The 26948-nt window shown below is 61.8% G+C and carries 25 protein-coding genes and 2 pseudogenes; 10 read left to right on the plus strand and 17 right to left on the minus strand.

Annotated elements, in window-relative coordinates; genetic code table 11:
• Positions 1 to 76: 76 nt before the first annotated feature.
• On the minus strand, positions 77 to 2497 hold the full coding sequence (ppsA, locus tag CO675_RS22195) for a phosphoenolpyruvate synthase (RefSeq protein WP_097673983.1): 2421 nt from the start codon (positions 2495 to 2497) through the stop codon (positions 77 to 79).
• 146 nt (positions 2498 to 2643) lie between these two features.
• Between ppsA and CO675_RS22200 the strand changes: the two genes are divergently transcribed.
• The gene (locus CO675_RS22200) at positions 2644 to 3780 is read left to right on the plus strand and encodes an SbmA/BacA-like family transporter (protein WP_097673984.1); all 1137 of its coding nucleotides are present in this window, start codon (positions 2644 to 2646) and stop codon (positions 3778 to 3780) included.
• Here the strand turns inward: CO675_RS22200 and CO675_RS22205 are convergent.
• The 4 genes from CO675_RS22205 to CO675_RS22220 form a co-directional block, all read right to left on the minus strand.
• A complete protein-coding gene (locus CO675_RS22205) occupies positions 3767 to 4705 on the minus strand; it encodes a 1-phosphofructokinase family hexose kinase (protein WP_097673985.1) in 939 nt (312 codons plus the stop codon). The two genes, CO675_RS22200 and CO675_RS22205, sit on opposite strands and share 14 nt — an antisense overlap.
• Positions 4702 to 5709, minus strand: a complete 1008-nt coding sequence (gene glk / locus CO675_RS22210; RefSeq protein ID WP_097673986.1) for a glucokinase — start codon at positions 5707 to 5709, stop codon at positions 4702 to 4704. Before glk ends, CO675_RS22205 begins: the two co-directional genes overlap by 4 nt.
• Positions 5706 to 7112 (minus strand): GH1 family beta-glucosidase, encoded by a 1407-nt coding sequence (locus tag CO675_RS22215; protein ID WP_097674105.1) that lies wholly within the window; start codon positions 7110 to 7112, stop codon positions 5706 to 5708. Before CO675_RS22215 ends, glk begins: the two co-directional genes overlap by 4 nt.
• Before the next feature lie 735 nt (positions 7113 to 7847).
• Positions 7848 to 8273, minus strand: a complete 426-nt coding sequence (locus tag CO675_RS22220; protein ID WP_097673987.1) for a DUF3775 domain-containing protein — start codon at positions 8271 to 8273, stop codon at positions 7848 to 7850.
• Between the two features lie 197 nt (positions 8274 to 8470).
• Here CO675_RS22220 and CO675_RS41785 point away from each other — a divergent pair, with 197 nt between their 5' ends.
• Positions 8471 to 8593: a hypothetical protein gene (locus CO675_RS41785; protein WP_283808117.1), complete on the plus strand. Its 123-nt coding sequence runs from the start codon at positions 8471 to 8473 to the stop codon at positions 8591 to 8593.
• Positions 8583 to 10880: a heavy metal translocating P-type ATPase gene (locus tag CO675_RS22225; protein WP_097673988.1), complete on the plus strand. Its 2298-nt coding sequence runs from the start codon at positions 8583 to 8585 to the stop codon at positions 10878 to 10880. Before CO675_RS41785 ends, CO675_RS22225 begins: the two co-directional genes overlap by 11 nt.
• A gap of 68 nt (positions 10881 to 10948) precedes the next feature.
• Here the strand turns inward: CO675_RS22225 and CO675_RS41875 are convergent, their stop codons facing one another.
• The 3 genes and pseudogenes from CO675_RS41875 to CO675_RS22240 all read right to left on the minus strand — a co-directional run bounded on the left by CO675_RS41875 (position 10949) and on the right by CO675_RS22240 (position 13900).
• On the minus strand, positions 10949 to 11305 hold the full coding sequence (locus CO675_RS41875) for an FtsX-like permease family protein (protein ID WP_349644029.1): 357 nt from the start codon (positions 11303 to 11305) through the stop codon (positions 10949 to 10951).
• A gap of 425 nt (positions 11306 to 11730) precedes the next feature.
• Positions 11731 to 13176: pseudogene (locus CO675_RS22235) on the minus strand (DUF3141 domain-containing protein); the annotation flags it as partial.
• Between the two features lie 40 nt (positions 13177 to 13216).
• Positions 13217 to 13900, minus strand: coding sequence for a Spy/CpxP family protein refolding chaperone (locus CO675_RS22240; RefSeq protein WP_097673989.1), 684 nt, complete (start codon positions 13898 to 13900; stop codon positions 13217 to 13219).
• A 238-nt stretch (positions 13901 to 14138) separates the two neighbouring features.
• Here CO675_RS22240 and CO675_RS22245 point away from each other — a divergent pair, with 238 nt between their 5' ends.
• Positions 14139 to 14336 carry a hypothetical protein gene (locus CO675_RS22245; protein WP_349644030.1) on the plus strand — a complete coding sequence of 66 codons (198 nt, stop codon included), beginning with the start codon at positions 14139 to 14141 and terminating at the stop codon, positions 14334 to 14336.
• A 115-nt stretch (positions 14337 to 14451) separates the two neighbouring features.
• Positions 14452 to 15246, plus strand: a complete 795-nt coding sequence (gene ppk2 / locus CO675_RS22250; protein WP_097673990.1) for a polyphosphate kinase 2 — start codon at positions 14452 to 14454, stop codon at positions 15244 to 15246.
• 83 nt (positions 15247 to 15329) lie between these two features.
• Here ppk2 and CO675_RS22255 read toward each other — a convergent pair whose 3' ends face one another.
• From CO675_RS22255 to CO675_RS22265, 3 genes are all read right to left on the minus strand, one after another.
• Positions 15330 to 15539 (minus strand): hypothetical protein, encoded by a 210-nt coding sequence (locus CO675_RS22255; protein WP_097673991.1) that lies wholly within the window; start codon positions 15537 to 15539, stop codon positions 15330 to 15332.
• A 247-nt stretch (positions 15540 to 15786) separates the two neighbouring features.
• Complete coding sequence (locus CO675_RS22260; protein ID WP_097673992.1) at positions 15787 to 16023, minus strand: CopD family protein; 237 nt, start codon at positions 16021 to 16023, stop codon at positions 15787 to 15789.
• A gap of 95 nt (positions 16024 to 16118) precedes the next feature.
• Positions 16119 to 16343: an ABC transporter permease subunit gene (locus CO675_RS22265; RefSeq protein ID WP_097673993.1), complete on the minus strand. Its 225-nt coding sequence runs from the start codon at positions 16341 to 16343 to the stop codon at positions 16119 to 16121.
• A 414-nt stretch (positions 16344 to 16757) separates the two neighbouring features.
• Here CO675_RS22265 and CO675_RS22270 point away from each other — a divergent pair, with 414 nt between their 5' ends.
• Positions 16758 to 17294 (plus strand): MarR family winged helix-turn-helix transcriptional regulator, encoded by a 537-nt coding sequence (locus CO675_RS22270; protein ID WP_158231290.1) that lies wholly within the window; start codon positions 16758 to 16760, stop codon positions 17292 to 17294.
• Between the two features lie 158 nt (positions 17295 to 17452).
• Here CO675_RS22270 and CO675_RS22275 read toward each other — a convergent pair whose 3' ends face one another.
• From CO675_RS22275 to CO675_RS22285, 4 genes and pseudogenes are all read right to left on the minus strand, one after another.
• Positions 17453 to 19006, minus strand: a complete 1554-nt coding sequence (locus CO675_RS22275; RefSeq protein WP_097674106.1) for a porin — start codon at positions 19004 to 19006, stop codon at positions 17453 to 17455.
• A gap of 450 nt (positions 19007 to 19456) precedes the next feature.
• Positions 19457 to 19723: a helix-turn-helix domain-containing protein gene (locus CO675_RS22280; RefSeq protein WP_097673995.1), complete on the minus strand. Its 267-nt coding sequence runs from the start codon at positions 19721 to 19723 to the stop codon at positions 19457 to 19459.
• Between the two features lie 57 nt (positions 19724 to 19780).
• Positions 19781 to 19938, minus strand: a pseudogene (locus CO675_RS41495) (ABC transporter ATP-binding protein); the annotation flags it as partial.
• A 378-nt stretch (positions 19939 to 20316) separates the two neighbouring features.
• A complete protein-coding gene (locus CO675_RS22285; RefSeq protein ID WP_097673996.1) occupies positions 20317 to 21585 on the minus strand; it encodes an MFS transporter in 1269 nt (422 codons plus the stop codon).
• 90 nt (positions 21586 to 21675) lie between these two features.
• On the opposite strand from CO675_RS22285, the gene CO675_RS22290 reads away from it, so the two are divergent.
• Genes CO675_RS22290 through CO675_RS22305 form a run of 4 tightly spaced genes read left to right on the plus strand, consistent with a single transcriptional unit; the run spans position 21676 to position 25314 of the window.
• A complete protein-coding gene (locus CO675_RS22290) occupies positions 21676 to 22194 on the plus strand; it encodes a MarR family winged helix-turn-helix transcriptional regulator (RefSeq protein ID WP_097673997.1) in 519 nt (172 codons plus the stop codon).
• A 2-nt stretch (positions 22195 to 22196) separates the two neighbouring features.
• Positions 22197 to 24248, plus strand: a complete 2052-nt coding sequence (locus tag CO675_RS22295) for an FUSC family protein (RefSeq protein ID WP_097673998.1) — start codon at positions 22197 to 22199, stop codon at positions 24246 to 24248.
• Positions 24245 to 24451 (plus strand): DUF1656 domain-containing protein, encoded by a 207-nt coding sequence (locus tag CO675_RS22300; RefSeq protein ID WP_097673999.1) that lies wholly within the window; start codon positions 24245 to 24247, stop codon positions 24449 to 24451. The genes CO675_RS22295 and CO675_RS22300 overlap by 4 nt, the downstream gene beginning before the upstream one ends.
• Positions 24448 to 25314, plus strand: coding sequence for an efflux RND transporter periplasmic adaptor subunit (locus CO675_RS22305; RefSeq protein WP_097674000.1), 867 nt, complete (start codon positions 24448 to 24450; stop codon positions 25312 to 25314). Before CO675_RS22300 ends, CO675_RS22305 begins: the two co-directional genes overlap by 4 nt.
• Here CO675_RS22305 and CO675_RS22310 read toward each other — a convergent pair.
• Positions 25311 to 26177 (minus strand): tetratricopeptide repeat protein, encoded by an 867-nt coding sequence (locus CO675_RS22310; RefSeq protein ID WP_097674001.1) that lies wholly within the window; start codon positions 26175 to 26177, stop codon positions 25311 to 25313. The genes CO675_RS22305 and CO675_RS22310 overlap by 4 nt on opposite strands.
• A 73-nt stretch (positions 26178 to 26250) precedes the next feature.
• Positions 26251 to 26907, minus strand: coding sequence for a FecR family protein (locus CO675_RS22315; protein WP_198964702.1), 657 nt, complete (start codon positions 26905 to 26907; stop codon positions 26251 to 26253).
• Positions 26908 to 26948 lie beyond the last annotated feature (41 nt).

The raw sequence follows: 26948 nt of genomic DNA on the forward strand, positions 1-26948 counted from the left end.
CCGGGTGTCCGGAAAGCGAATTTTGAGCAAGGTCAACTACCGCTATTCCAACATCATCGCTGGGGATGGCAGCGCGCTAACTTCCGACAGCCTGTGATTTGATCGTCACTTGCTCGGCCTCGCGAACAATCTCCGATGTACGCAGGATGCTGGACGGATTGACGCTGATTGAATCGATGCCAAGCCCGGTCAGAAAGCGGGCCATCTCCGGATAGTTCGCCGGGGCTTCGCCGCAAATACCCACATGACGCCGATTGCGTTTGGCGCCCGTCACCGCCATCGTCAGCATTTGCAGCATTCCCGGATCTCGCTCGTCAAAGTCGAACGCGACAATATCGGAGTCCCGGTCGACGCCAAGGGTGAGCTGCGTCAGGTCGTTGGAGCCGATTGAAAATCCGTCAAACAGTTTGGCGAACTGATCGATCAGGATCACGTTGTTCGGAATCTCGCACATCATGAATATCTCGAGGCCACCTTCACCCCGCTTGAGGCCGTGCTGGGCCATCGCTTCGATCACCTTGCGTGCCTCCTCGAGGCGTCGACAAAACGGGATCATGATCTTGAGATTGGTCAGGCCCATCACGTCTCGTACCCGCCGCAGCGCCGCGCATTCCAGCGCAAACCCCGCGGCATAGGCGGGATGGGCATAGCGCGCAGCGCCACGGAAGCCGAGCATCGGGTTTTCTTCCTCCGGCTCGAAATCGGCGCCGGCCATAAGCTTTGCATATTCATTGGTCTTGAAGTCGGACAGCCGCACGATGACCGGGCGCGGGTAGAATGCCGCTGCAATGGTTCCAACGCCCTCCGACAGGCGCTCGACGAAATAGTCCGACGGCTTCTTGTAGCGTGCGGTCAAGAGCTTGATCGTCCGGCGATCCCGTGCGGATTTGACTTTTTCGGGCTGGGCCAGAGCCATCGGATGGATGCCGATATGCTGATTGATGATGAATTCCATCCTGGCCAGTCCGACGCCATCGCTCGGTGCCATTGCCGTCTTGAACGCAAGCTCCGGATTGCCGAGATTGACCATGATTTCAGTACGCGGCTTTGCGAGGCTGTCGGTCGCGATCCGCTCGACCTCGAATGGCAGGTTGCCGTCGTAGACGTGGCCGATATCGCCCTCTGCACAGGAGACGGTGACGGGCCTCCCATTCGTCACTTTCCGTGTGAAACTCTCGGTCCCGACGACGGCCGGTACGCCAAGCTCGCGGGCGACTATGGCCGCATGACAGGTTCTGCCGCCATGGTCGGTGACGATGGCGGCGGCAACTTTCATCACCGGCTCCCAATCCGGACTTGTCGCAGGCGCAACCAGCACCTCGCCAGGCTTGAAAGCACGAAGATCGCGTTCATTGGTGATCAGGCGGACTTTTCCGGCTGCAATCTTCTCGCCAACAGCGCGACCGGTAGCAACGACCTTGCCTGTCGATTTGAGAGCGTAGCTCTCGAGGGCCTCCGGCTTGCGGCGGGATGCAACGGTCTCCGGACGCGCCTGGATAATATAGAGCTTGCCGTCGCTGCCGTCCTTCGCCCACTCCACGTCCATCGGTGTGGGCGTGCCCGCCTTGTCCGAATAGTGCATTTCCACGACGAGTGCACATCGCGCGAGTTCGAGCACATCGTTGTCGCCGATGCAGAACCGCTTGCGATCCGCCGGCGGCGTCTTCACATTGCGGGTGGTTGCGTGCCCTCGCCCATAAATCATCCGCTTCTCCTTGCCGCCCAATCGGCGCGACAATACGGAGCGGAATCCCTTAATGAAGGTCGGTTTGTGTACATAGAACTCGTCCGGATCGACAGCCCCCTGGACGATATTTTCGCCGAGGCCATAGGCGCCGGTCACGAAGACCACATCGCGGAAGCCCGATTCGGTGTCGAGCGTGAAGATCACGCCACTTGCCGCGAGGTCGGAACGGACCATCTTCATGACCGCAACCGATAACGCGACCTTGAAATGATCGAATCCGTTGTCGATGCGATAGGATATCGCACGGTCCGTGAAGAGCGAGGCGAAGCAGCGCCGGCAGGCGTCCATGAGATCGTGCGGCCCGCGAATGTTGAGGAAGCTTTCGTGCTGCCCCGCGAAACTCGCGGTCGGCAGATCCTCGGCGGTTGCCGAACTACGCACGCCGACCGCGACATTTCCACCGTATTCCCTCTCGAGTTTTCGATACGCTTCCGTCACCTCCCGGCGCAAATCCTCCTGATCCGCGGCGGCATAGACGATGGCGCGCGCCGCGGCGGCGCGTCTGGCGAGATCCGAAATCCGCCGCTTGTCGACCCCGGCAAGCAGGCTACGGAGTTCGTCCCAAGCTCCGGCCTGCGTCAGCGCGTCGCGATAAGCGCTCGCCGTCAGCGCGAAACCATTGGGCACCCGGACGCCCTGCGACGAAAGCGCTGAATAGAGCTCGCCCAGCGAAGCGGTCTTGCCCCCAACCAGAGGAACGTCCTCCAGCCGGATATCCTCGAACCATCGAACGTAACCAGGAATATCCATCGCGCATTCTCCCGCGCTGCAGCATCGGTCGGTTTCGACGTCAACGAGCCGATCCAATTGTGGACACTCTGGTCGCTCGGCGCATGGTGGACTTTGCGAAAGATCAACCGCCGTCGATGATGTGCCTTTAATATTTTAATCTAACGATGTCCGAGAACAGCACCGGCAACCCGCATCAAGAGTGGCTCCGATTTTGGCAAAGCGCTTCTGGCTTCTGGCGAGGCTTGGCGGCGTGGCGGGTTTGGCTGTTTTGCGCGTTGCTCGTCGTTATCGTTGTGCTGCAACTCTACGTGCAGTTCCGCTTCAACTACTGGAACCGCGACTTCTTCAACGCGCTGGAGAGCCGGAGTCCTGATCGGCTGCGAACCCAGGCGCTGTTGCTGGTTCCTTTGTGCGGCGCGAGCATCGTACTCGCGGTCGCCTCGGTCTGGGGGCGCATGACGGTGCAGCGCAAATGGCGCGAATGGCTGACCACCCATCTGATCGATTATTGGGTGGAGAACGAGCGATATGCCCGTCTGGCCCAGGTCCAGGGCGAACACAAGATTCCTGAATATCGCATCGCGGAGGATGCGAGGATTGCAACCGACGCGCCGATCGATTTTGCGCTCGGGCTTGTCTCATCCCTTTTGACTGCAATCATCTTCATTCAGATCCTGTGGAATGTCGGCGGCGAAGCTGCCTTTTCGGTGTTTGATTACAGGCTTTGGATTCCCGGCTATCTCGTCGTCAGTGTCGTGGTGTATTCCGGCATCGTCACGATGGCGATGCTGCTGGTAGGTTCGCCGCTGACGAGGGTCATTCAGATCAAGGATCAGGCCGAGGCTGAATTGATCACGGCGGCTCATCTGCTCCGGGACATCGGCGAGGGAGTAACGCAGAAAGGGGAGGAGGCTGAAGTCAAAGTCAAGCGGGGCCTCCGGCAGGCACTGCAGGACGCAATGATGCAGTGGCGACGGCTGCGCTGGCAGCTCATGCGCACGACGTTGGTATCGCATGGAAACTCGCTGTTGGCACCAATCATCGGGCTCGTCCTGTGCGCCCCGAAATTCCTGGCCGACGCAATGACGCTCGGCGAACTCACCCAGGCCGCCGCCGCCTTCACGCTTGTCCAGGGATCGTTCAACTGGCTTGTCGATAATTACAGCCGCGTTGCCGATTGGGTCTCTTCGCTGGAAAGGGTCGGCGGCTTGTTGCTTTCGCTTGACCAACTCAATCATGAGGTGTCGCCCGCCGACCGCGAAAAGACCGTCAGTCCCGTCGGCTCGGTCAGGCGCTTCTAAGGACTACGTCGTCGGCAAGACATTTGACGTCGTCCGGCCGGCAAAGTTCGGTCCCCGGATTGAGAAGGGCCGCAGCGCCGGCGGCGACGGCATGCCGGAAGGAATTTTCGAGATCGGCTCCCGACGCCAGTCGCCAGATCAGTGCGCCAAGAAAACTATCGCCCGCGCCGACCGCGCTGACTGGCGTGACCGGAAGCGGCTCCGCTCGCAAGACTTGGTCCGGGGTCACCAGGACGGCGCCGAGGTGACCCATGGTCAGGGCGATGACGGCCACCTTACCATGGTGGACGAGGGATCTGGCGGTGGCTTCCCATTCGGTAGCGTCGGATGGCTCGCTGTCGGTCAGTTCGCGCATTTCCCGCAAGTTTGGCTTGATCAGGTCAACGCCTTCGGCGACAGCGGCCGCAAGCGCCTGCCCGGATGTGTCCAGAACCATCCTGGCGCCATGCTGCTTCGTCATCCTTGCCAGCCTTGCGTAGAAATCGTCGGGAACGCCGCCGGGCAGGCTGCCGCTCGCAACCACGAAACGGGGAAAGGGCTCGATCTCGGAAACCAGCTTCAGGCATTCCTTCCATTCGAATTCACCGAGTTGCGGCCCCGGCAGGATGAACCGGTATGGCTGACCGGTGCTGATTTCGTTAACAAAGAAATCCTCGCGCGTTTCACCCGCGATTGAAAAGGTATGACTTGCCACGCCTTCTTGGTCGAGCAATTTGCGGAGCATTGCTCCCGTCGCGCCGCCCACGGGATAAATCGCGCTGGCATTTCCCCCCAGGCGCGTGATAACGCGCGCCACGTTGATGCCGCCGCCTCCAGGATCGCGCCGTTGTGACGTACCCCGAAGCTTGAGAACCGGAACGATCTTTTCGACCGTTGTCGACAGGTCGACCGCCGGGTTAGGCGTAACCGTTACAATTTCGGTCATGGGTTTCTTCCGGCCGCGGATACGCCAGCGGCCGCTATGTTTCGCTCAACGAATGCCTTGAGCCCGATGAAGCTGACATCGGGCCGGACAATGACGCCGGTCGGAATATTCCGAAGATAGGATTCGTAGCGTCCTTTGCTCTCAAATCGTTGCCGAAAGTTCGATTCCAAGAGGTGATCGACGAAGTGGGGCACGATGCCGCCCGCGATATAGACGCCTCCTTGGGCGCAGAATGTCAGCGCGAGATCTCCGGCGACGCTGCCCAGCAAGGAACAAAACATGTCAAGCACGGCCCGGCTGATGCTGCAACTGCCGTCCAGCGCAGCTTGGGTGATCGCTGCGGGATCGCGGTTCGGCGCTGCCGCACCATCGATGCTGGCCAGCGCCTGATAGAGATTCTCAAGGCCGGACCCGGAAAGAGCCCGTTCCACCGACACGTGCCCAAAGCGCCGGCGTAGGTGGCCGATGACGCGCTCTTCGCGCTCTGAGGTTGCAGGCAATGTCGAATGGCCCGCTTCGGTGACGATCGCAAACGGCGCCGCGTCGCGTCGAAGCAGACAGGCGGCACCAAAGCCCGTGCCGGGTCCAACCACCAGCATGGGCGTGCCAATCGTCGATTGATGCTTCCCGACCGGAAAGAGATCAGATGGCTGGAGTGCCGGGAGCGACCACGCCAGAGCTTCGAAATCGTTGAGAAGATGGACAGACCCGAAGGCAAATATCTTCTGCAAGTCAGGCCCATCGATGACCCATCGGCTGTTGGTGACAATGCAGCGGTCATTCTCGACCGGTCCTGCAACGCCCAAGACTGCCGATGCGGGCGGCCGCCCAGCGTGACGGCTCAGCATCGACGCAATCGCGTCGCTCACGCCGGAAAAACCGGCGACCTTCAAGTGTTCGATCTGCCCGATTTCACCGCGCTCCATGAGCGCGAGGCGCACATTCGTCCCGCCAATATCAGCGAGAAGAACTCGATCGCCTTTGTCTGTTTGGCTGCTGCTCATCCCTTTGCCGCTATCGCATTCACGGAATTCGCGGTGGCGGAGGAAATCGGCGATTCCCGTGGGGCCGCAATGAGATCGGAATACCACCGCGCTGACGCCTTCGGAATGCGCCTCTGTGTATCGAAGTCGACATAAACAAGACCGAATCGCTGCGAGTAGCCCGATGCCCATTCGAAATTGTCGAGTAACGACCACACAAAATACCCGCGGACGTCCGCTCCGGCCGAGATCGCTTCCTGCATCGCATCGGTATAGGCCTGCAGATAGGCGATCCGTCCGGCATCCTGGATGCCGCCGGCGATGTCCAATTTGTCTTCCGCGGCCGTTCCGTTTTCCAACACATAGATAGGCAGACCGAAACGGTGATGGATATCCAGCAAGGTGTCACGGAAGGCTCCAGGCACGATCGGCCATCCAATCGAAGTTCGCGGCACGTCGTCCGGCGGCGCGCCAAAGGTAGCGCCGATCAAATTCGAGTCTGCCTTGATGTAGTGCGGTGAATAGTGATTCAGCCCGAACCAGTCCACGGACCGGGCGATTTGCGCCATGTCGCCCGGTCTTTGGTACGGCTCGATCGCATCGGCCAGGGCGGACGGATAACATCCGAACTGCTGTGGATAGGGGAAGGCATCATTCCAATACTCGGCAAAGCGTTGCGCCGCATTGGCATCCTCCGGGCTTGCGCTCCTTGGAAAGCAAGGTTGCCGATTGTGGATGGCGCCGAGCGAGGCATCTGGAACCGAGGCCCGCAGTACGTCGACGGCCGCGCCGTGGCTTAGATTGACATGATGGATCGCCTTGTGCAGGGCAGCCTTGTCGGCGATCCCGGGTGCATTCCAGCCCAGTCCGTATCCGAACAGCGTAAAGACGCAGGGCTCGTTAAAAGTGGCAAATCGCTTGACCCGATCGCCGTAGCGCCGAGCCACAAGTGTCGCATAGTCGGCAAACCATCCTGCGATATCCCGGTTCTGCCAGCCCCCGAGATCATCAAGGGCTTGCGGCAGGTCCCAGTGATAAAGACAGATCCATGGCTCGATATCGGCGGCCAGCAGTGCATCAATCAACCTGTCATAAAACGCCAATCCAGGCTCGTTGCTGACGCCGCGGCCTCTCGGTAGAACGCGTGGCCACGAGATGGAAAACCGGTAAGCGTTGACGCCCAGATCGCGCATCAGGGCGACATCCTCAGTGTATCGATGATAGTGATCGCAAGCCTGATCGCCAGTGTCGCCACCCTTGACCCGGCCCTGTATCCGACAATAGGCATCCCAGATGCTGTCGCCGCGCCCCTCGATGTGCGCTGCTCCTTCGATCTGAAAGCTTGAGGTCGACACTCCCCACAGGAACTCAGGCTTGGGCGCCACCGGCGTTCGCGCATGAGCTTTCAGGATATTACCAGCCATCACCATCACCTGCCTGTTTTGTCCATGCCAAGTTTCAATAGACTGCGGATGTTGACGACCCAGGTTGTTGACGAAGATCAAGGTCAAGCTGACCAGCCTCCCTAGATTAGTCAGGCTCGAAGCTCATATTGCAGGTGCGACCTCCAGCCATGTCTTGTCGAAATCCCTTTCCTCTCCCTGATCGCGTCGATGCAAGGTTGCAATCTGTCGTTTCCCTTTGGCAGCGATTGAAGCGGGCGGAAAACCTGATTCCGTTCAGTGACGACCTCGAACTTTCCGCTTTGTCAAACATGTCAGGAATGCCCTTCCTGCTGAGTGCCTTGCCTCACCGGAGCGCTTCCGCTTCGAATTCGTGAACGAGAGCCTGCAGGGAGCAACGGCAACGGGAAGGTTCATCGATGAGATATCGCCGGACACCAGTTTCTGCTATTTGCGCGCTCAGAGCAGCGCGACCATAGAAGCAGCCGAACCAATATTCTTTCGCCTTACTGAAAAATCCGGGCGGAGTTTTTCCAGGTTGCTTTTGCCTATGTGGGGGAACGGTCAAGTCAACATGCTGCTGGGCGCATTCGGCGAGTGACGTTGTTCGCGTTTCACTGAGCTAATTATGCGGCGCTACGGCGAAGGTGTGCCGTTTTGGGCGTGAGACAGATCTGCCAGAGCGGCTGGTTATCGCCAGCCTTTGCCGCGTTCGTGCGATAGGGCATGATTTCCTCACCTGAATCGGATTGCCCGTCAGACCGGCACTTCGAATTCTTCCGCCGAATGACCGAATACCGAAAGTGCTTCTTCCAGATGGTCGGAGAGCAAGGGCATTCCCAGTAGATAGGAGGCGGTTCGCTTGTTGTGGGCGCGCGCAGCCTCGGCGCGGAGTTCATTCCAATTTTCGATGCCTCCGTCGCCGCGTCCAAGCCAGCTGAGCGCTACAAGATCGATCTGCTCGTCCTCATTCAAATCGTGGATAAAGCTGACGAGCTCGGCACGAACTGGATCATCCTTTCGGTCCTCCAGCACTGAGCGCATGCCGTCATCACTCGCATTTGAGCCCGAGCCCGGGTCGGTGACGCCGTCTTTAGCCTCGAACTGGCGAGCCTTGGCTATGATGAAGAACGACTTTTCCGGTGAGATCGATAGAGTTGGAAGGGTTGAGAGTTTGACCATCGCTGCCTCATAAAGTTCAAGGGATCAATCTTTTCTGAGCGCTTAAAGCCAGTCTTGAATTGACCGAGATCAAGTGATCAGCAATTCGGCTACGCGGCAATGCGCCTCGATACCGAGGGAGCTCAGGCAATTTTGGGCACACGGAGCCTGCGGCAACCTGCCTAGCAACGGGTGGGGTTCATGCCGGACTTGAGCGCGTGCGTGAAACAGTTCAGTCGGTAATTTCCAGCAGGCCCTTGATTTCGCTCAACCGCGACAAGCGCGCCTTCGGCGAGAAGGTGCGAGGCGGCATCAGCATGGACTGGGTCGATGTCACTTGAGCGCATCCTGCGGTGGGCACTCGTTACCGTCGCCGTCGCCGGATTGGCGACGGGCATCGCCGCACGCGCCGCCGGCCGATCTGACCTCGCCGATCTCTGCTGGACGCTGGCAACCGTACCAGTGATCGCAGGACTTGTGGTCTCGATCGTGCGGGATGTTCTGGCGGGCCGTTTTGGAGTCGATGCGATCGCGCTGGTGTCGATGAGTGGGGCGCTCGCGCTCGGCCAGCCGCTTGCCGGCGCTGTGGTCGCACTGATGTATTCCGGCGGCAATGTGCTGGAGGAGATTGCGGTTGCCCGGGCCGAGCATGACCTGCGCTCGCTGGTCGATCGCGCGCCCCGTGAGGCTCATCGCCGGATCGGGGATCGCATCGAGGAGATTCCGATATCGGATGTTGCCGTCGGCGACCAGCTACTGGTACGGGCGGGCGAAGTCGTTCCGGTCGATGGCGTCGTCACATCGACCGCGGCGACGATCGATGAATCGGCGCTGACGGGTGAGCCGATTCCGGTGGTGAAGGTGCGCGGCGCGGCGGTCTTCTCCGGCTCCGTGAACGGAGGCGAAGCGTTTGAACTGGCGGTGTCGGCGGCCGCAGGCGAAAGCACCTATGCTGGCATCATACGCCTGGTGACCGCGGCGCAGACCGCTAAAGCGCCATTCGTGCGCCTTGCAGACCGCTACGCGCTGGTTTTCCTTCCGGTGACGCTGGTGCTCGCCACCATTGCCTGGCTGATCTCGGGCGATCTGATCCGCTCTCTCGCGGTGCTGGTGGCGGCGACGCCGTGTCCATTGATCCTGGCAGCTCCGGTCGCGTTCATCGCCGGTGTGGCGCAAGCGGCTCGGCGCGGCATCCTGGTCAAGGGCGGCGGACCGCTGGAGGCGCTGGCGCGTGCCCATACCGTGTTGTTCGACAAGACCGGCACGCTGACGGTCGGCGGCGCACGGTTGCTTTCGATCGAGGTTGCGCCGGGTGAGAATGCCGACGAGGTATTGATGCTCGGCGCTTCGCTAGAGCAGGCATCGCATCACGTTGTCGCCCGCGCCATTGTCGAGGCGGGCGCCGAGCGGGCCTTGCGGCTTAAGGTGCCGGGCGAGGTGCGGGAATCCATGGGCTCGGGGTTGCAGGGTGTGATCGACGGACGGCGGGTCGCCGCAGGTTCGCGCGACATGATTTTCCCCTGCGGCCATGTCAGTGAATGGGCTTCGCGGGCGGTCCGGCGCGCCTCGTGGCGCTCGGCGCTTACGGTTTTTGTCGCGGTTGAGGGGCGACCGATCGGCGCATTGCTTCTCGCCGACGAACTTCGTGCCGATACGCCGCGGGCGATCCGGATGATGCGCGAGGCAGGCGTCGCCCGCATGGTCATGGTCACCGGCGACCGTGCCGCCGCAGCGCAAGCGATCGGCGCCGCGCTCGACCTTGACGCGGTCCTGGCTGACCGCGTGCCCTCCGACAAGGTCGATGCCGTTCGTTCCGAGCAGCGGCTCAATCCAACTATCATGGTCGGCGACGGCATCAACGACGCGCCGGCGCTGGCGTCGGCCGATGTCGGTATCGCGCTTGGCGCCCGCGGCGCCAGCGCCTCGTCGGAAGCGGCCGATGTCGTGATCCTCGCCGACCGCCTCGATCGGGTCGGCGAGGCGATCGTGATCGCGCGACGGGCGCGGCGGATCGCGGTCGAAAGCATCGTCGCCGGGATGGGCCTCTCAACGCTCGCGATGCTGGGCGCCATGCTCGGCTGGTTGATGCCGGTGCCGGCGGCCATCGTTCAGGAGGTGATCGATGTCGCAGTAATCCTCAACGCACTGCGCGCGCTGACTCCCGCCTACGGCCAAGCCGCACGGCACATGACCGCCGCGACCGGACGTGAGCTGCATCGTAACCACGTTTCGCTGATCGCCAACCTCGACCGGCTGCGATCGATCGTCGATACACTCGACGATGCCACGCCGCAAAATGGCGCGGCGCTGATCGCGGAGGCCAACAGACTGGTTCAGGAGCAGGTTGTTGCGCATGAGCGCGACGACGAAGGCAATGTCTATCCGCAGCTTGCCGGAATTCTCAAGGAGAGCCATGGTCTTTCCGCCATGAGCCGGGCGCACCGCGAGATACTGCATCTGGCGCGCCTGCTGGCGCGTGTGGTGGAGGACCTGCCGACGGAAAAGATCGATCGCTATCTCATTCGCGATGCCCAGCGGATCATCGAGGCGATCGAGACGCTGGTGCGCATGCATACGGCGCAGGAGGAGGACATCTACGAAGCCGTGTCGGCGCACACCACGGCCTGAACGCCTGCTTTCCTCGATGCCGGCAATCCCGGACGCCCGCGCGAAACTTGGATCGGCAGTCGAGGCTGCTACAAGGCTGAGGAAATTCGGGCCAATCTCGTTGCGTGCGAGCGCAAGGCCACGATTGCCAAAGAGCTCCGGAGCCGTGCCCGCAATCCATTGAACGCATTGCTGCTGACGCTCGCGTCCGTCTGATATTTCCTGTGAGACGTCCGCAGCGGCCGTAGTTCAAGTCCGCCACGGACGCTGAGAAAAACTGCCTCCGCGAGAAACTGAAGCAGGACGTAGATTCGACGTGCACCGATCGCCATACGAAGTCCGATTTCGCGAGTTCTCTCAGTGACCGACACTAGGAGGATGTTCATGATCCCGATTCCACCGACGAGTAGGGAGATCGAGGCAACGGCTGCGAGCGGCACGGCCATGGTCCGGCTGCTGCCTTCGGCCGATTTCTGCGATTTGGCTCAGATTGCGCACCGAGAAGTCGTTTGGTTGGTGGCTGGATAGCACCAGGCATGTCGGAATTCGGGTCGATTCCCTAAGGATTGGCACGGAGGAGGTGTGCGCCATCTACCAGAAGTGCGCAGCTAACGCGGATGAGATCTGCCGAGACCCCGGCAGCCAAAAGCTGCCGATCTAAAGACCGCCACGCATTGCGAGCAGATACGGGCTGATCGTCCTGCCGCGCTGGCCTATGGCCGGCAGGACTACCGATCGACGCGGTGAAGATAACAGGCGTCGACTGGACACAGCCGTTTGGCGCAAGTCACGTACCGGAAGAATTCCGGCCATCAGCGGTATGAAAAGAGGCCGCCAGCTAAGGCGGCCTCTCACCAGACCCGCTTGGTATGAACGCGGGACGGCTCTCGGGAAATTTCAGGTCCTCGACGCGGCGCTCCGCGAATTGCACCAAATAGGCGTCATGTCCGGAATCCGGATCGCCGGTCGGGATGTCGATCTTCATTTCATGGAGACCCGGCGGAAGCGCCTCGATCTTCTTCAGGCTGTCAAGGATCGCGCGATGCTCAAGCCGCGCGACGCTTGCTGACACGAAGATGCCGAGATGCCCCACGTGGGGGTTGATGAGATAGACGATACGCTGGCCGCCACGCTTCAAATCTTCTGTACCGGCGTAGACGGCCGGGATCCAGCCGAGCGCCTGATGCGGCGGCGTGATGTTGTCGCCGTATGAGGCGAAGATGACGAGTGGATTACGAATGCGCCTCAGATCGACGACGCAGTTCGGGCAGATCCGCAGCTTGCCCTGTTCGAGGCTATTGCCGATGAACAGATTCTCGACGATCGCCAGCAACTCCTCGCGACTCAAGAAATAGAACCCGCTCCATCAGCGCTCGAATTCGAGAAACCGCTCCTGCTCCTTGTCCAAATGAGAGAACAGGTTGGCGTATTTCTCCCATACGCCTTCCGGCTTCAGGTTCTCGAAATTCTGCACCAGCCAGGCGCCGTCGAACCGGCCGTCGCCGAGATCGGCAGTCAGGTGCGTGAGCCACCCGCCGCCCAACAAGCCTCCGGACACTCGCGCCGGATTGACCCCGGATTCTCCGGCCCAATAGGACGATGGCGAACCGTTCAAGACGGCGGGACCGGCAAGACCTTGGCAATCGGCGGCCAGGATCGCGATCGCCCAGCCAGCCTGGCAGTTGCCATAAAGGACCGGCGGCTTGCCCTGGTGACGTTTGGCGACTTCGTTCACAAACCGGCGCAGCGTGTGGAGCACGTCTACTATGCTCTGGCCTGGCGCGGGCTCAGGAAAGAACACGACGAAATAGACCGGATAGCCTTCATGCATAGCGATCCCGACTTCGGATTCGCGCTTGAACCCGCCAATGCCGGGGCCATGTCCCGCCCGCGGGTCAACGATCATGACCGGCGGCTTCGCCGGATCGAGACAATCCCCCAGGCACTTGTCGCCGTACCGGGTGATGCGCAGGAGGGCATAGTTGACCGGCCGATCGAAGCGACGCGCGTCGAGGATCACTTCGTAGTCGAAATCGAGCAGCGGCGGTTTACCCGCGCGCTCATGCGTGATCATGTTGTCGGCGCGTTGGCGCAGCGTGTCCCAGAACAGGATCACGCGCTCCCAAAAGTCCTGCTGATAGGCCAGGACGTCATCCAGAGCCAATGCGTCGGATGGCCAGCCCCCAGGCCACACTCCGATCGCGGTCGTCGGTGCAGCACCGGCGGCCAGTTCGCCGGACTTTGCCCGCGGGTTGACCGGAGGGCCCACTTGCGACCCTCGCTCGCGGATTGGCTTGTGGAGTAAGGCGCTGGTCATGGCAGACCTCTACTCTCTACTGTACGGGAAAGCTGGAGCCCTACCGACCTTGCCCCTGCGTCATCATTCCCGGCTGCATCTGACCCAGTCCCATCTGCGCCGGCCGCATGCCGACCATCATCGACATCATGCCCATATGAGGCGCGAGGAGTTCATCGGCCGTCTTCTTCTGCTCGTCAGACAAGGTACCAACGAGGTTTGTCAGCGCCGATTTGATCACGCGGGTGCCCTCCAGGCGGGCCGCCAGCCAGTTCTCTTGAAGCGTGAGACGATCAACGAGGCCCTGCGGTGCAGCCCCCTGCTGAGGCATCATCGACGCGCGAACCTCCGCAAGGCTCTTCGCGTTCGCGCGTAGCGCGTCGGCGAAGGTGTTCCACGCGCTGGTCTGACCGTCGGTGATCTTGAGCTCGGTGCGTAGAAAGGCAATCCGGCCCTCGACGCGATCGATAGTGGCCATGCCGCTCATACCGGCGCAGCCGGCTTCAGCGCCTTGCCGGCCCATCATCCGCATCATATTGGTCATGTTGCCATCCATCATCCCCCTGCCGCCTACCATGTCCTGCCCCATCATTCCGGGCTGGCCGAGAGGCGACTGAGGCTGTGTGGCGGCAGGCCGGCTCTTCTGGTCGGGATGATGAGCTTCGTGATCGGCGGGCGATTGCGCCCGGGACGACGTGCTTACCGTTGCAAGCAACAATGCAACGGCCATTGTCAGACGCTTCATGGAACTTCTCCCGCAGCTCGGTTGATCGGTTGCAATGAGTCCCGATTTCCACCGCTTATCGATTGATGCAAGTCAATCCTAGAAAGAGCGGAGCCAACTAAATTGCCTCCGATTCCTATCGTCATAGATACTCTCAGGATGTGGAATTGTTCACAGCGCGGCCACGTGTCACAATGGAGAACCGAATATGAAAACCCGCAAGATCATTGCCGCTGCTACTGCCTAGTCGCTCATCGCGTTGCCCGCGATTGCGCAGACCAGCTCCGACACCGAAAAGAACGGCCATCATTATCGAGGCGGACCGAAGACCGAGATCCCTCACCATATGGGCAAGAAGGAGACGGTTGGCGTCTCGACCAAGGGTGAGTCGGGAGATCGTCACTACTCGGGTGGACTAAAGGCCGAAACTCACCACATGGGCGAGAAGCAGCAATAGGCTTCGGGGGCCTGTTCGTGCGGCGAATCCTAGCGGGTCGTCGTACATCGAGCCCGACTGACACGGAGGCCCTGCGCAAGCTATCCTCCAAGCGCGCGCCATCAGGTGTCAGCAAATGCCGAAATCATCCAAAACGCGAACCGCACATCACGCAAGCGGCGAGGCTTATCGCGCCGCGCTGCACAGCCTGCAGGTCGAACTCGTCAAGGTTCAGCGACACATCATCAAGCACGGCCACAGGGTCCTGGTCATTTTCGAGGGTCGGGACGCTGCCGGCAAGGACGGCACGATCAAGCGCATCGTCCAGCATCTGAGTCCACGCGAGACCCGCGTCGTGGCACTCGGAAAGCCATCCGACCATGATCGTGCGTCGTGGTACTTCCAGAGATATGTACCTTATCTTCCTTCCGCGCAGGAAATGATCCTGTTCAACCGAAGCTGGTACAACCGCGCCGGGGTCGAGCATGTGATGGGATTCTGCACCGACCAGGAGTACGAGGACTTCCTTGGAGCGGTGCTGCCCTTCGAGCATATGCTGATCGGTTCCGGAATTCAGATCATGAAATATTATCTGGACATCAGCAAAGACGAGCAAAAGACGCGACTGCGAGATCGCAAGACCGACCCGCTGAAGCAATGGAAGACGAGTCCGATCGATGCCGTCGCGCTGAAGCACTGGAAGGACTACACCGTCGCGCGTGACCGGATGCTGGCAACGACGTCAAGCGGGGAATCGCCATGGATCGTGGTCCGCGCCGACGACAAACGGGCTGCGCGGCTCAACGTCATCCGCGACCTAATCTCCCGCCTGGCGTGCCCCGAAACCGACAAGCATCTCGCATCGCCTGACCAGAGCATTGTATTCCCTCACGATGCGGCGCATGCTGGCCGCGAGCAACTCGCGCGATAGACCACGCCCGAAATGCAAGGTATCCGTGACAGCCCGATCGATCTCCCATGAAGCTGGCGCCTCAAAGTTGCATATCCGCGGGCCTACTCTGCTTTTCCGCCTGGCCATTCTGTGAATGCAAGGATCCAAAGCGCAATCAGATTGACCAGCGGGATGAACATCACGATCGACCATAGCGGTGAGAAGCCAATGCGGCTGAGAATACGGCCCACCGGGTAAATAACCACCGCGATCATCACGATGAACCACAGCCAATGGCCTGGACCGTAGCCATACATCCAATATTCCATCATCGGCGACTCCTGACTGAATTTACTGGAATCATCCTGCCCCGGCACCGCGCGCTGCCGTTGATCTAGATCAGTCGCTTCTCGCGGCGGATTTCTATCGTCTCCAACGCAAGCACGATGCGGAATTCTCAGCGAAGACGCTCAGTCTGGGCCTCTCCGTTGCGTCAAATCAATGTATCGTGGGAGCAAAAAAGAGTGCTCCGGACGGATGTGGGTCGATCGGGACCGGCTCAAGATGTGCTGGGATGGCTCACGAGCCTTGAACCGCCGGGGATAATGTCCCCAGCAGACTGACAATTCCCACGATGAGAAGGCCGAGGATTTGCTCGGCGGCAATGTGACGGCGAAGCCTCCTGAGCACGAACTCCGACTGGCCGATGGCTGGCGCTTTCGCCAAGGCCGGAACAAGCCAGAATCGGTTGGACGCCGCAAGACACAGCATTAGGCCGAGCAGGCCGAGCTTCAGATGTTGCGTTTTGGGCTCCATACCCCATGATCTGTAGCGTTCGGTTCACATGCGGCCAAGCGGCGCTCCGATCCTCCTCTGCAACGCCGCTCGAAGCCTTTTTCAGAAAGCGAAAGCTAATGCTTCATGCGCGTGACGTCGTAGCCGAAGAAACGTGTTCTGGTTTCGTCGCTTTTGATCGCCGAGATGACCGCGCCGAATGGCGTCCGGGTTAGCCAAACGAGAAAAAGATGGGCAGCAAGGACCGGTCCGAGCACGACGAAATAGGCTTCGGTCGCGCTCCTGCCAGAGACGCAGCGACGCTGATAGCAGCCGGTCTGAGCAGGATCGTGATGCGCCACGCGGATCCTGCGTCCAGCTTTCCGGGTTGAGGTCCGAATAGGCACCTCGCATCGACGGCGACTACGTTGCTGCAAGAAATCGGAGCATTGGCAAGACTGGGTGCCCAAGGCTCCTCCCGACCGATTTCTCCTCTAATCGGCTCCGGGCCTCGTCCAGTTGATGGGGCGGCTGCTTCGGCGAAAAAAGAGGGCCAGGGATTTTGGGCGCTCTTCGCCGGGCTGAACTGCACCCGAAGGTAGAGGCGGCCGAATTCTATTACGTTCTTATGAGTCTCAGAATAGCATTTATTACCGTCTTATGAGTCCCACGTGACAATCTTATATGTCCCATTGGCACCGAAATCGTTGGGGTTTCTTGGTTAATTCGACACACTTATGCGTCGCGGCACAGACAGGTCGATGGCCAGCTCGCGGATGAACGACGACGAGACCAAGCTTTGGTTGCGGCTGCTCGGCTGCTCGTCACAAATCGCAAGAGAGATCAATCGGCGGCTCAGGGATCGATTCGAATACAGCCTTGCGCGCCTGCATGTTCTGGAAGCGCTGTCGGCATCAAGGCGGGGCATGGCGTTGAGCCAGCTCGCCAACGCTCTGATGGTGCCGCAAAGCAATGTCACGGCCCTGGTCAACGAACTCGTCAGGATCGGTCACGTCCAGCGCGTAACCGCGGAGGCGGATCGCCGCGTTCAGGTCGTTCTGCTGACCAAGGCCGGCAAGGCCGTCCTTCGCCGGCTACGGGCGGAGCAGACGCGCTCGCTCTCGGCATTGTTCCTGGATGTGCCGCGCAAGGACATCGCAAGCCTGCTGACGGATCTGACAGGATTTGAACGGGTCGTGTCCGCCAACCTTCAATTGAACGGCAAGCGGCGAATCGCTCCCAAGAGAAGACGGCAACCTCAGCCCAAGCCGCCTCGCCGGCGGCTCGCCGCGCAATCGCGTTCGAAGGAATAGGTCGCCGCGACCAGCGCATTTTCGCTCCTGATCGAATCCGAACCGAAGCGGCGCGGTGATCAAAAATGCGAAGGCCTCCGATGGGCATACCGGAGGCCTTCCTTGGAGGTAACAAGCTTTACAGGTTCAGAGCGATCTCCCTTCTGTTGGATGAATCGTTACCAGTTGCGCTGAGCACGAAGGAGCAGGAGCACGGTGTCCTGGTCCTTCAGCTCGTACACGGTGCCGGGCTTGCCGATGCCTGCACTGCCCGGATAGGCGATCGTGCCGGCGAACTTCTGATCCACGTGCGTGTAGGTCAGGTCTGCCGAGAAGGTCAGATTCTTGACCGGGGTCCACCGGGTGATCAGGCCGAGCTGCGCGATATTGTAGTCGGGGTTGCAGGAGGTCAGGCCGGCGGTGCCGAAGGCGGCGCCGAACGAACCACCCACACCGGAGCCCGTCGGGCCGCAGATGTAGGACTTGGCCGTACCATTGTAGCGGACGCCGGCGTAGGCGCCGTAGATGGCCGTGTTCCAGTAGGCATCCCAATTGTGGGTGTACGCGCCGCGCATGCCCCAGGTCGTGATCAGCTGCTGCTGACCGCCGGCGACGAACACCGAGTCAGGCGCCATGCCGAACGCGACGCTCTGATAGGCACCCGCCAGATTGGTGCCGCCAAAGACCGTGTTGGCACCCGCCGAACCGGCAAGGTCCTGGATGTTGTAACGGGTTGCGCCGTTGGTATAGACGCCCTGGATGTTGATCGTGTCGCCCGGTCCGGTCGGGATATTCTTGATCGACAGGCCCAACTGACCCGCCCAGCCCCACTTGTCGTCCGGATGACCGGTGTTTTCAGTGGCACCGTAGTAGGCCGCATGGTTGTTATGCGCCGCGAACGACGCCTGGAACAGACCCCAGGCCTGGTCGACGCGCAACATCGCAACAAGGTCGGGAGCGATCGTGCCGGCGTAGTTGCTGAGACCGAACGGGCCGAGTGCGCCGGGAGCTGCGCCCAGATTGTTCACGCCGGCCTGGAAGTAGGCCGACTGATCCTGCGCCGACAGCGCCATCGACACGCCGTTGCCGAACTGCGCGGTGTAGGTGAACTGGTTCACACCGGTGATCGTGCCGCCGCCGCCGACGAGACCGTCGTAGTTGTTGCCCGGGTAGTTGGCCCAAGGCGTCGAGAACTGCGAGACCGCCTTACCCATGGTGAAGCCGGCAAACTGGATGAAGGCGTAGTAGACGCCGACCGTACCATTCGCGACAGCACCACCATTGGCGTTGTTGGGAGCCTGGGTCGTGCCGATCGGCGAGTAGACGGTCGCGCCGTTGCCCTGCCCGGCATAGCTATCCGTGGTCCAGCTGAAGGTCGCATCGAAGAAGGTGCGAACCACGCCGTAGTCGGTCGCGGTGCGGGTGTCGATGTTCAGATCCTGACGAGAGCGCCAGGTGTAGCCGTTGGTGAAACGATTGTTCGCACCGCCGGCACCTGAGGTGTTGCCCGTGTTGTCGGAGTTCGTGTTGGCGAGAACGTCGACGCGCAAATAGCCGCCCAGCTTGATGCACGTATCGCTGCCCGGGATGTAGTAGAAGCCCGGGCCGTACAGCGAACACACCTTCACGTATTCGACCGCCTTGGCCTTCACCGGAAGGTCGGCTGCTTGCGCGCCGGCCAATCCAATGAACGACGCTGCCGAAGCCAGAATAACACTCTTGGAAAACTGCATAAAACCTCCTGCCTTTTCTCGTTTGAGGAGATTTGCGATCGAGCTGATGTCGCCCCCGATCTTCATCCCCAACCAATCCGCGTCGCTTCGGCGTGAGACAGATGATCGGTGACCGATCTCCAATCTCCGCGAAGCCCCTCACCACGCAGGATCGATGAGAACAACAGTTCGTGAGACGCGACAATGCGACAAATGCTTGTCACACGCATTCAATGTCACCTCGTGATACTTCCAACACACTGTTATAAAACGATATTTATATTCCATACATGAAGTATCAGTAACACTACAAGGATAGCTTTTCCGCTATCCGCCCTGCGCAAGTTTGTCGCGCACGCGAACGCCATCCCTGCATCTTCACAGCGCGGGACGTGAGTTGAACAAATGGATTGCGTTGAAATGGAGCGAGTGCAGCGGATCCGGATCGCCGCTCGTCGTATCGAAAATACTTCAGCCCGCCTCAGGCTTGGCAACGCCTTCTGGTCGTACCGACGAAACATGGACACCGAGGTTTGGCGCACCCACGAATTCGATTCCGGCGTTCTCGAGCGCCTCGCGAATCCTTTCGACTGTATCGAAGTTCGCTTCGATCCGGCCTTCAAGACGCTCCAGTCGCCGGATCGTCGCAAGTGCCAAGCCAGCTTCTTGCGCAAGCCGATCCTGCCTCCAGCGGAGGAGAGCGCGCGCCGCCTTGATCTGCCGTACGTCCGTAAGCATTCTCTTCGAGCTCCTCCTGGACGCTGCGTTGTCCCCTCAATGCGACTGAGTATTCGTGACGTTCTCGCCGACCGCCTTCCACGGCAGAAGTTGGTCGAACTCCTGGAACATCATCATCCGGTCGAGGTCCGTCGCCGTGATCATGCATCCCTTGCGGCGCGATAGCCGCAGATCGCCTTGAGCACTGTCGGCTCTCCGCCACCTGACGACCCGATCGCGGGCGCGCCGGTGGCAACCGGGTTCGGCAGTCGGCACACTTCCTCCGTGCATCCGCTGCACGTACGCGCGACGATCGCGAGCAGGCGCAGGAAGGAAACAAGCCGAGCGCATCCTCGACCTATTTGTACAGTTTCCGCAGAGGTGCAAACGGAGGATTGCGCCGGACGGCGCGATAGATTGCCACAGTCTCATTGCAAAGATTCTGCACCGCGATCGACGCCCGATTGTCCATGCGACCGAACAGCGCCGTTGCGCATATTGCGGAACCGGCTTCGATCCGCATGACCTGAGTTCCGTGCGCTGCGTCGAGCGGTTGGCACGCGGTCGCCTGTCATTGGCCATCGCGGGATTTGTTCGGCGGTTGGAGCGCGTCGTCAACGCGGCATCTGCCCGCTGCTTTCCGGCCTACCGAGCTCCGGCACTGGCTGTCCCGGCGGAAGGAGGTGCCCGGCCAGGACCACGCCGAGCATTGCGATCGCCGCCATCACGAGCGTCCAGCTGACGTACAGCTGGTGACCGATCAGAGCGCCGCTCAGCAGCGGAGCGCAGATGTTGGCGCCCGACATCAGCGATTGGTTGAGACCCATGATCATGCCCTGCCGGTTGATCGCCGTGCTGCGCGACAGTTCGGCGGTCAGCGTGCTGCGGGCGAACATCATGCCGACGATGATCAGCGTCAGGAAGGCCACGAGCAGGCTGATCCGCTCTGCGAGCGCCAGTCCAGAAAACCCGATCGCCATGCAGGCAAATGCCGCCAGGACAATGACCCGATCAGACGCGAAGATATTCGCGCGGGTGATCAGGAGGCATTGCACGACCATGTTGATGAAGCCGGCATAGGCGAATACGGCGCCGAGCTCGCGGGCGCCGAAGGCATGCCCGTTCCAGCTGAACCGCGCCGACAGGAACAGGCCGATCTGCGACAGGAACATCGAATTGACGAAGAAGAACACGATGAGCAGACCGAGCACGCGCCACGCATAGCGTATCCCGACGATCGTGCGCGCCGGCGTCGGCTCCGGCACCCGCTGCTGATAGAGCGGCTCCGCGGCCGGATGATCCGGCGACAGCAGGACGATCGTGGCAACGATGCTGATCAGCGACAACGCTGCGGCAGCCCATACTGGAGCGGTGTCGCCGTAGTGGACAAGGAGGCCTGACAGCGCGGGGCCGACCAATAGACCGGTCCCGATCGCGCCGCTGGTCATGCCGAGCGCCTGCTTGCGGGCCTGCGGCGCGCTGTGCTCGGCCGCATAGGCGTGCGCCACCGAGATGTTGCCGGACGTCAGCCCGTCGATGATGCGGGCCAGGAACACCAGCGTCAGATTGCCCGCGATGGCCAGCAGGACGAAGCCGACACAGGTGCCGATCTGGCTCACCACCAGCACCTTGCGGCGACCGTAGCGGTCGGACAGCACGCCGACGATCGGGCCGGCGATCAGCTGACAGAGCGCATAGACCGAGATCAGCGCGCCGATCACGAACGGTGTCGCGCCAAGCCGCTGCGAGTAGAACGGCAGCAACGGCAGGATGATCCCCAATCCCGTCGCATCCACGGCGACGACGATGAAGGTTGGGACCAGCGCCAGGCTGCTGTCGCCCCGGAATTCCTCGCCCGCTCCTGCCGTGGAGCTCGTGCCCATTGCCGCTTCCCCGATCTCATTTGCGTGATCACCAGGAATGTTCCAGGCTATATAGTTGCAGCCTAATAGTTTGTATCCTATCTAATTTGCATGCCTCCTTCGCAATCCCATATCCACGCCGAGATCGGCCGCCTGATCACCAGGCTCGCGCGGATCTGGCGACGCGAGTCGGATCAGGCGCTGTCCGATCACGGCCTGTCCTACGCGACGGCGATTCCGCTGCTGGTGCTGTCACGGCAGGGGGAGAACGTCCGCCAAGGCGTGCTCGCCGACGAGTTGGGGATCGAGGGGCCTTCGCTGGTGCGGCTGATCGATCTGCTGCAATCCGAAGGCCTGGTCGAGCGTCGCGAGGACCCGACCGATCGGCGCGCCAAGACGCTGCATCTCACCGCGGCCGGCGAAGCCAAGGTCGAGGAGACCAACCGGGTGCTGCGCCGCGTGCGCGCCAGCGTGCTGAAGGATATCGGCAGCGAGGAACTTGCGGTAACCTTCGAGACGCTGCAGCGCATCGAGGCGCGGGCGAGCCGCCTGCACGACGCCAAGAGCGCTGCGGCCAAGACCGCTCCTGATAAGACCGCTCCTGATAAGACCGCTCCAGAGGCGAAATAGGCATGCGCGCGGAAGAGCCGTTCCTGGTCCGCCACGCGGACCTCATCTTCGCGTTGAAGACCTTCGCCGCGTCGATGCTGGCGCTTGTCATCGCATTGGCGATCGATCTGCCGCGGCCCTATTGGGCGATGGCGACGGTCTATATCACGTCGCAGCCGCTGGCCGGCGCGACCAGCTCGAAAGCGTTCTTCCGCGTGATCGGCACCCTGGTCGGCGCGACCATGACGGTGGCGCTGGTGCCGAACCTGATCAATGCGCCGGAGCTGCTGTGCCTCGCGATCGCGCTCTGGGTCGGGCTCTGCCTTTATCTGTCGCTGCTCGACGGCACGCCGCGCAGCTATGTCTTCATGCTGGGCGGATATACCGTCGCGCTGATCGGCTTCCCGTCGGTCGCCGACCCGGGCAGCATCTTCGATGTCGCGCTGGCGCGGGTCGAGGAGATCTCGCTCGGCATCATCTGTGCCAGCCTGGTGTCGACGGTGGTGTTCCCGCGCAGCGTCGCACCGGCGGTGGGCGGACGCGTCAGGAGCTGGCTGTCGGATGCGCGCCGCCTGTCCAGTGACGTGCTGCTCGATCACGGGACCAGCGAGACGCGCCGGGCCCAGCGCCTTCGCCTTGCGACCGACATCGTCGAGATCGATACGCTAATGACCCATGTCGCCTATGACCGGCTGGCCGACGCCGGCACCGTGCGCGGCCTCGGCGAGGTCCGGATGCGCATGCTGATGCTGTTGCCGATCATCACGTCGATCGAAGACCGGCTTGCCGGGCTCGGCGAAGCGGCGCTGCAAAGGCAGCCGGAGCTGCGGCACCTGATCGGCGATCTCGCCGCATGGATCGTGGACGAGGATCGCCAGCGGCAATCCGGTGAACAGATCCGCGCTGCGATCGCCGCGCGGCAAGCTGCCCTCGACGGGCTCGCACCGCGCGAGCGCATCATCACGATCAGCCTGCTGCTCCGGCTCCGCGAGCTTGTCGACATCTCGGCCGACTGCCGCGCAATCGGCGATGCGATTGCCGCGGGCCGCGATATGTCCAGCGTCCCGCTGGCGTTCCACCCGGAATCCGGCGCCGCGCCGGTCCGTCATCGCGACCACGGCATGGCGCTGTGGTCGGCCGCAGGCGCGGCGGTCGCCATCCTGATCTGCTGCGGGCTGTGGATTGCGACCGGCTGGGCCGACGGCGCCTCGGCGCCGATGATGGCGGCGGTCGCCTGCTCCTTTTTCGCCGCGCAAGACGAGCCGGCGCGCAGCATCCGGGCCTTCGGCCTGTTCTCGCTGGTCGCGATCGTCGTCGTCGCGATCTATCAATTCGCGCTGGTGCCGGGCATCTCCCATGTCGAGGTCCTGATCGCCGCGCTGGCGCCGACCTTCCTGACATACGGCTTCCTGATCGCGCGGCCGAAAACCGCACCGATCGGCATGGCGCTCGCCGCCAACACCGCGACGCTGCTGGCGCTGCAATCGACCTACAGCGCCGATTTTGCCAGTTTCGCCAACACGTCGGTCGCCTTCTTCCTCGGCGTCGTCATCGCCGAGATCGTGACGCGGGTCGCGCGCGGCGTCGGCGCCGAATGGATCGCCAAGCGACTGATGACGTCGGGCTGGCAGACGCTGGCGGTCGCGGCCGAGCGGCGCGGCCGCGGCGACCGTGCGCAGTTTGCCGGCCTGATGCTGCATCGGCTGGGACTTCTGGTGCAGCGCATCGCCTTCATCTCCGAGAGCGACCGCCGCGACGCCGACAGCCTGGTCCAGCTGCGCATCGGGCTCAACATCATCGATCTCAGGCGAGCCCGTTACGGCCTCGCCGCATCGACCGTGCGTACCATCGACGACATGCTGGACGACCTCGCGGCGGCATTTCGCGCCCATGCCGACGAGGCCATGCCGGCCGAGTTGCTGTCTTGCATCGATGCGGCGCTGACCGCGGTCGTCAAGGATCCCAATGAGCGCGCGCGGGACGATGCATTGCTCGGCCTCGTCGGCATCCGCCGCGGCCTGTTTCCGGATGCACCTGCGTATCGATCGCAGCCCGAGGAGAGCTTTGCTGCATGAGATATGAACTCGACATCTACGGTGTCCTGGTCCCGGCGCTGCTGCTGTGGCTGATCGTTGCCTATGCGCTGAGCGCGGTGGCGAGCCGGATCATGCAGCGCTTCGGGCTCTACCGGCTGGTCTGGCATCGCGCGCTGTTCAATTTCGCCCTGTACGTATGCCTGCTCGGCGTCGTCGTCTATCTTTCGGAGTTTCTGCCATGAAAGGGAATTTCGCCTGGCTCGGCCGGGTTGCATTGACCGCGATCGCGCTCGTTGCCGCGTTCGCCGTCGGCCGCGCGCTGTGGGTCTACTACATGGAGTCGCCTTGGACTCGCGACGGCAGGGTCCGCGCCGATGTGGTGCAGGTTGCTCCCGACGTCTCCGGCTTCGTCACCGACGTGCTGGTCAAGGACAATCAGCAAGTGCATCGCGGAGATATCCTGTTCCGGATCGATCGCGCGCGCTTTGCCCTGGCGTTGCAGCAGGCCGACGCGGCGGTCGCCGGCCATCGCGCGACGCTGGATCAGGCCGAGGCCGACCTCAAGCGCTACAGCGCGCTGACCACCGATGCGGTGTCGCAGCAGAAGCAGGAGCAGGTCCTGGCCACGCAGCTTCAGGCCAAGGCCGCCTATGATCAGTCGGTCGCCGATCGCGCGGTGGCGCAGCTCAACCTCGATCGCAGCGAGGTGCATGCGTCGGTCAACGGCACCATCACCAATATGGATCTGCGGCCCGGCGCCTACGTCACCGCGGGCAAGGGCGTGATGGCGCTGGTCGACACCGACACGCTGCATGTCGAGGGTTATTTCGAGGAGACCAAGCTCGCGCGCATTCGCGTCGGCGACAAGGCGCAGATCCGCCTGATGGGTGAGCCGGTCCGGCTCACCGGACATGTCGAGAGCATTGCGGCCGGCATCGCGGACCGTGATCGAACGGACGGCGCGAACCTGCTCGCAAACGTCAATCCGACCTTCAGCTGGGTTCGGCTCGCGCAGCGCGTTCCCGTGCGCATCACGCTGGATAAGCTGCCGGACCGCATCGCGCTGGTCGCCGGCCGTTCGGCGACGGTCGAGATCATGGACTAGTGCACGCCATAGCGCGTGAAGTCGTCGCCGATGCTGCCCTGGATCGCCTTGGCCGCCGCGATGTCGACATTGCCGCCGGCCTTGTCGCCCCGTTTCAGCTTCGCCAGCCCGCGTCCATAGAGTGCGCTTGCGAGCTTCGGATCGATGCGAAGGGCGGAGCTGTAGTCGTCGATCGCTGCGCCTAGCTCGCCCGTCTTCAGGTAGATCAGGCCGCGCGAGTCGTAGGTCGCGGCGTTGGTCGGCCCCGATTGAAGGGCCTTGTTGCAATCCTCCAGCGCCGCCTGCAGCGCGCCGAGGATGGCCCGGCTCCAGCAGCGCCCGTTCCACACGCCATCCAGGTCCGGCTCGAGGCGAATCGCCTGATCGTAATCCTGCGCCGCGCGGGCATAGTCATTTTTCCTCAGAAAGACGCGCGCGCGGTTGGCAAAGGCCTCGCCGTAGTTCGGGTTGAGCTTGATGGCCTGATCGAAAGCCTCGGTCGCGCGATCGTAGTCGCGCTTCTTGAAGTAAACCACGCCGCGGTTGTTGAACGGCTTGGTGTAGGTAGGATTGAGTTCGATCGATCGATCAAAATCCCCGATGGCGCGATCGTAGTTTCCCTTGGCCGCATAGGCGTTGCCGCGGTTGTTGTAGGCGATCGCAAGGCCGACAGGCGTCATGTCCTGCTCCGCGCCGATCAGGGTCGTGCACGCGTCGATGCGCGCGTCGGCGGGCGCATGGTTGAGGCCGCTGCACAATCCGATGTCCCTGAGGTAACCGCCCTTCGGCTTCGGGCCTTGCGCGACCGCCGGCGATTCCAGCGACAGCAGGATGAAGACCGCCGCCAGGCCACCACTCGCACCGATACCTGCACGAGGCTTCATGTCGGGCTCCGGTTTTGACGACGCGCGGTCGCCGATCTCCGCGAGTGGCCGCTCGAGATCAACGCGTGCTCGCCTAGCATCCTCGACAGATGTGCGGATTGAACTTGTGATAGATATTTTGCTCCGGTTGGGGCGTCACGCGTGTCGCAGGCTTTCTCAGGAGCTTGCTCTTGCCCTCTTCAACGAGCGTCGCGAACCTGACCGTTCCATCGTCGGAGATCTCGATGCGTGGCGTGGTGCCTCGAATTCCCATCGTCGCAGCGGGCGTGTCGATCTTCATGTCGCCGGTCTTCGCGATATTGCCGGCAACGAAGGTGAACGTGCCATTGGCCAATTTGAACAAGGTCGAATTCGACTTGCCGTTGGGGTCGTACACGAACTCGGTCATCGTCATCTTGGCGTTGCTCGACAGATTGAACGAGGTGCCGTCGGTGAAGTTGATCGCGACCCGTCCATCGGCTCCGGTCTGCACCACGTCGCCCATATAGACGGAGTCGCCGACCTTCGCCTGGGGCAATTGATCAGACAGCGCGGCCTGAACCACGACCGAGTTCGGATGTTCGATCGTGACCGCACCGGTGGCCGCCACGACTTTCCCGATGAAGTTCGCTGAGGAATTCTGAATCGCGGGTTGGGCCGGCTCGGTCTGCGCTTGCACCGGGCCAGACGCCAATGTGACGAGCGTGAAAACGATGCCAGCGAGCAATTGAACAATGAAACGGATACGCACGATCCCCTCCCTTTCGAGAAGACCTTGTCGTGTCGCGGCGC

The organism is Bradyrhizobium sp. C9 (genome assembly GCF_002532045.1).
Classification (GTDB): domain Bacteria; phylum Pseudomonadota; class Alphaproteobacteria; order Rhizobiales; family Xanthobacteraceae; genus Bradyrhizobium.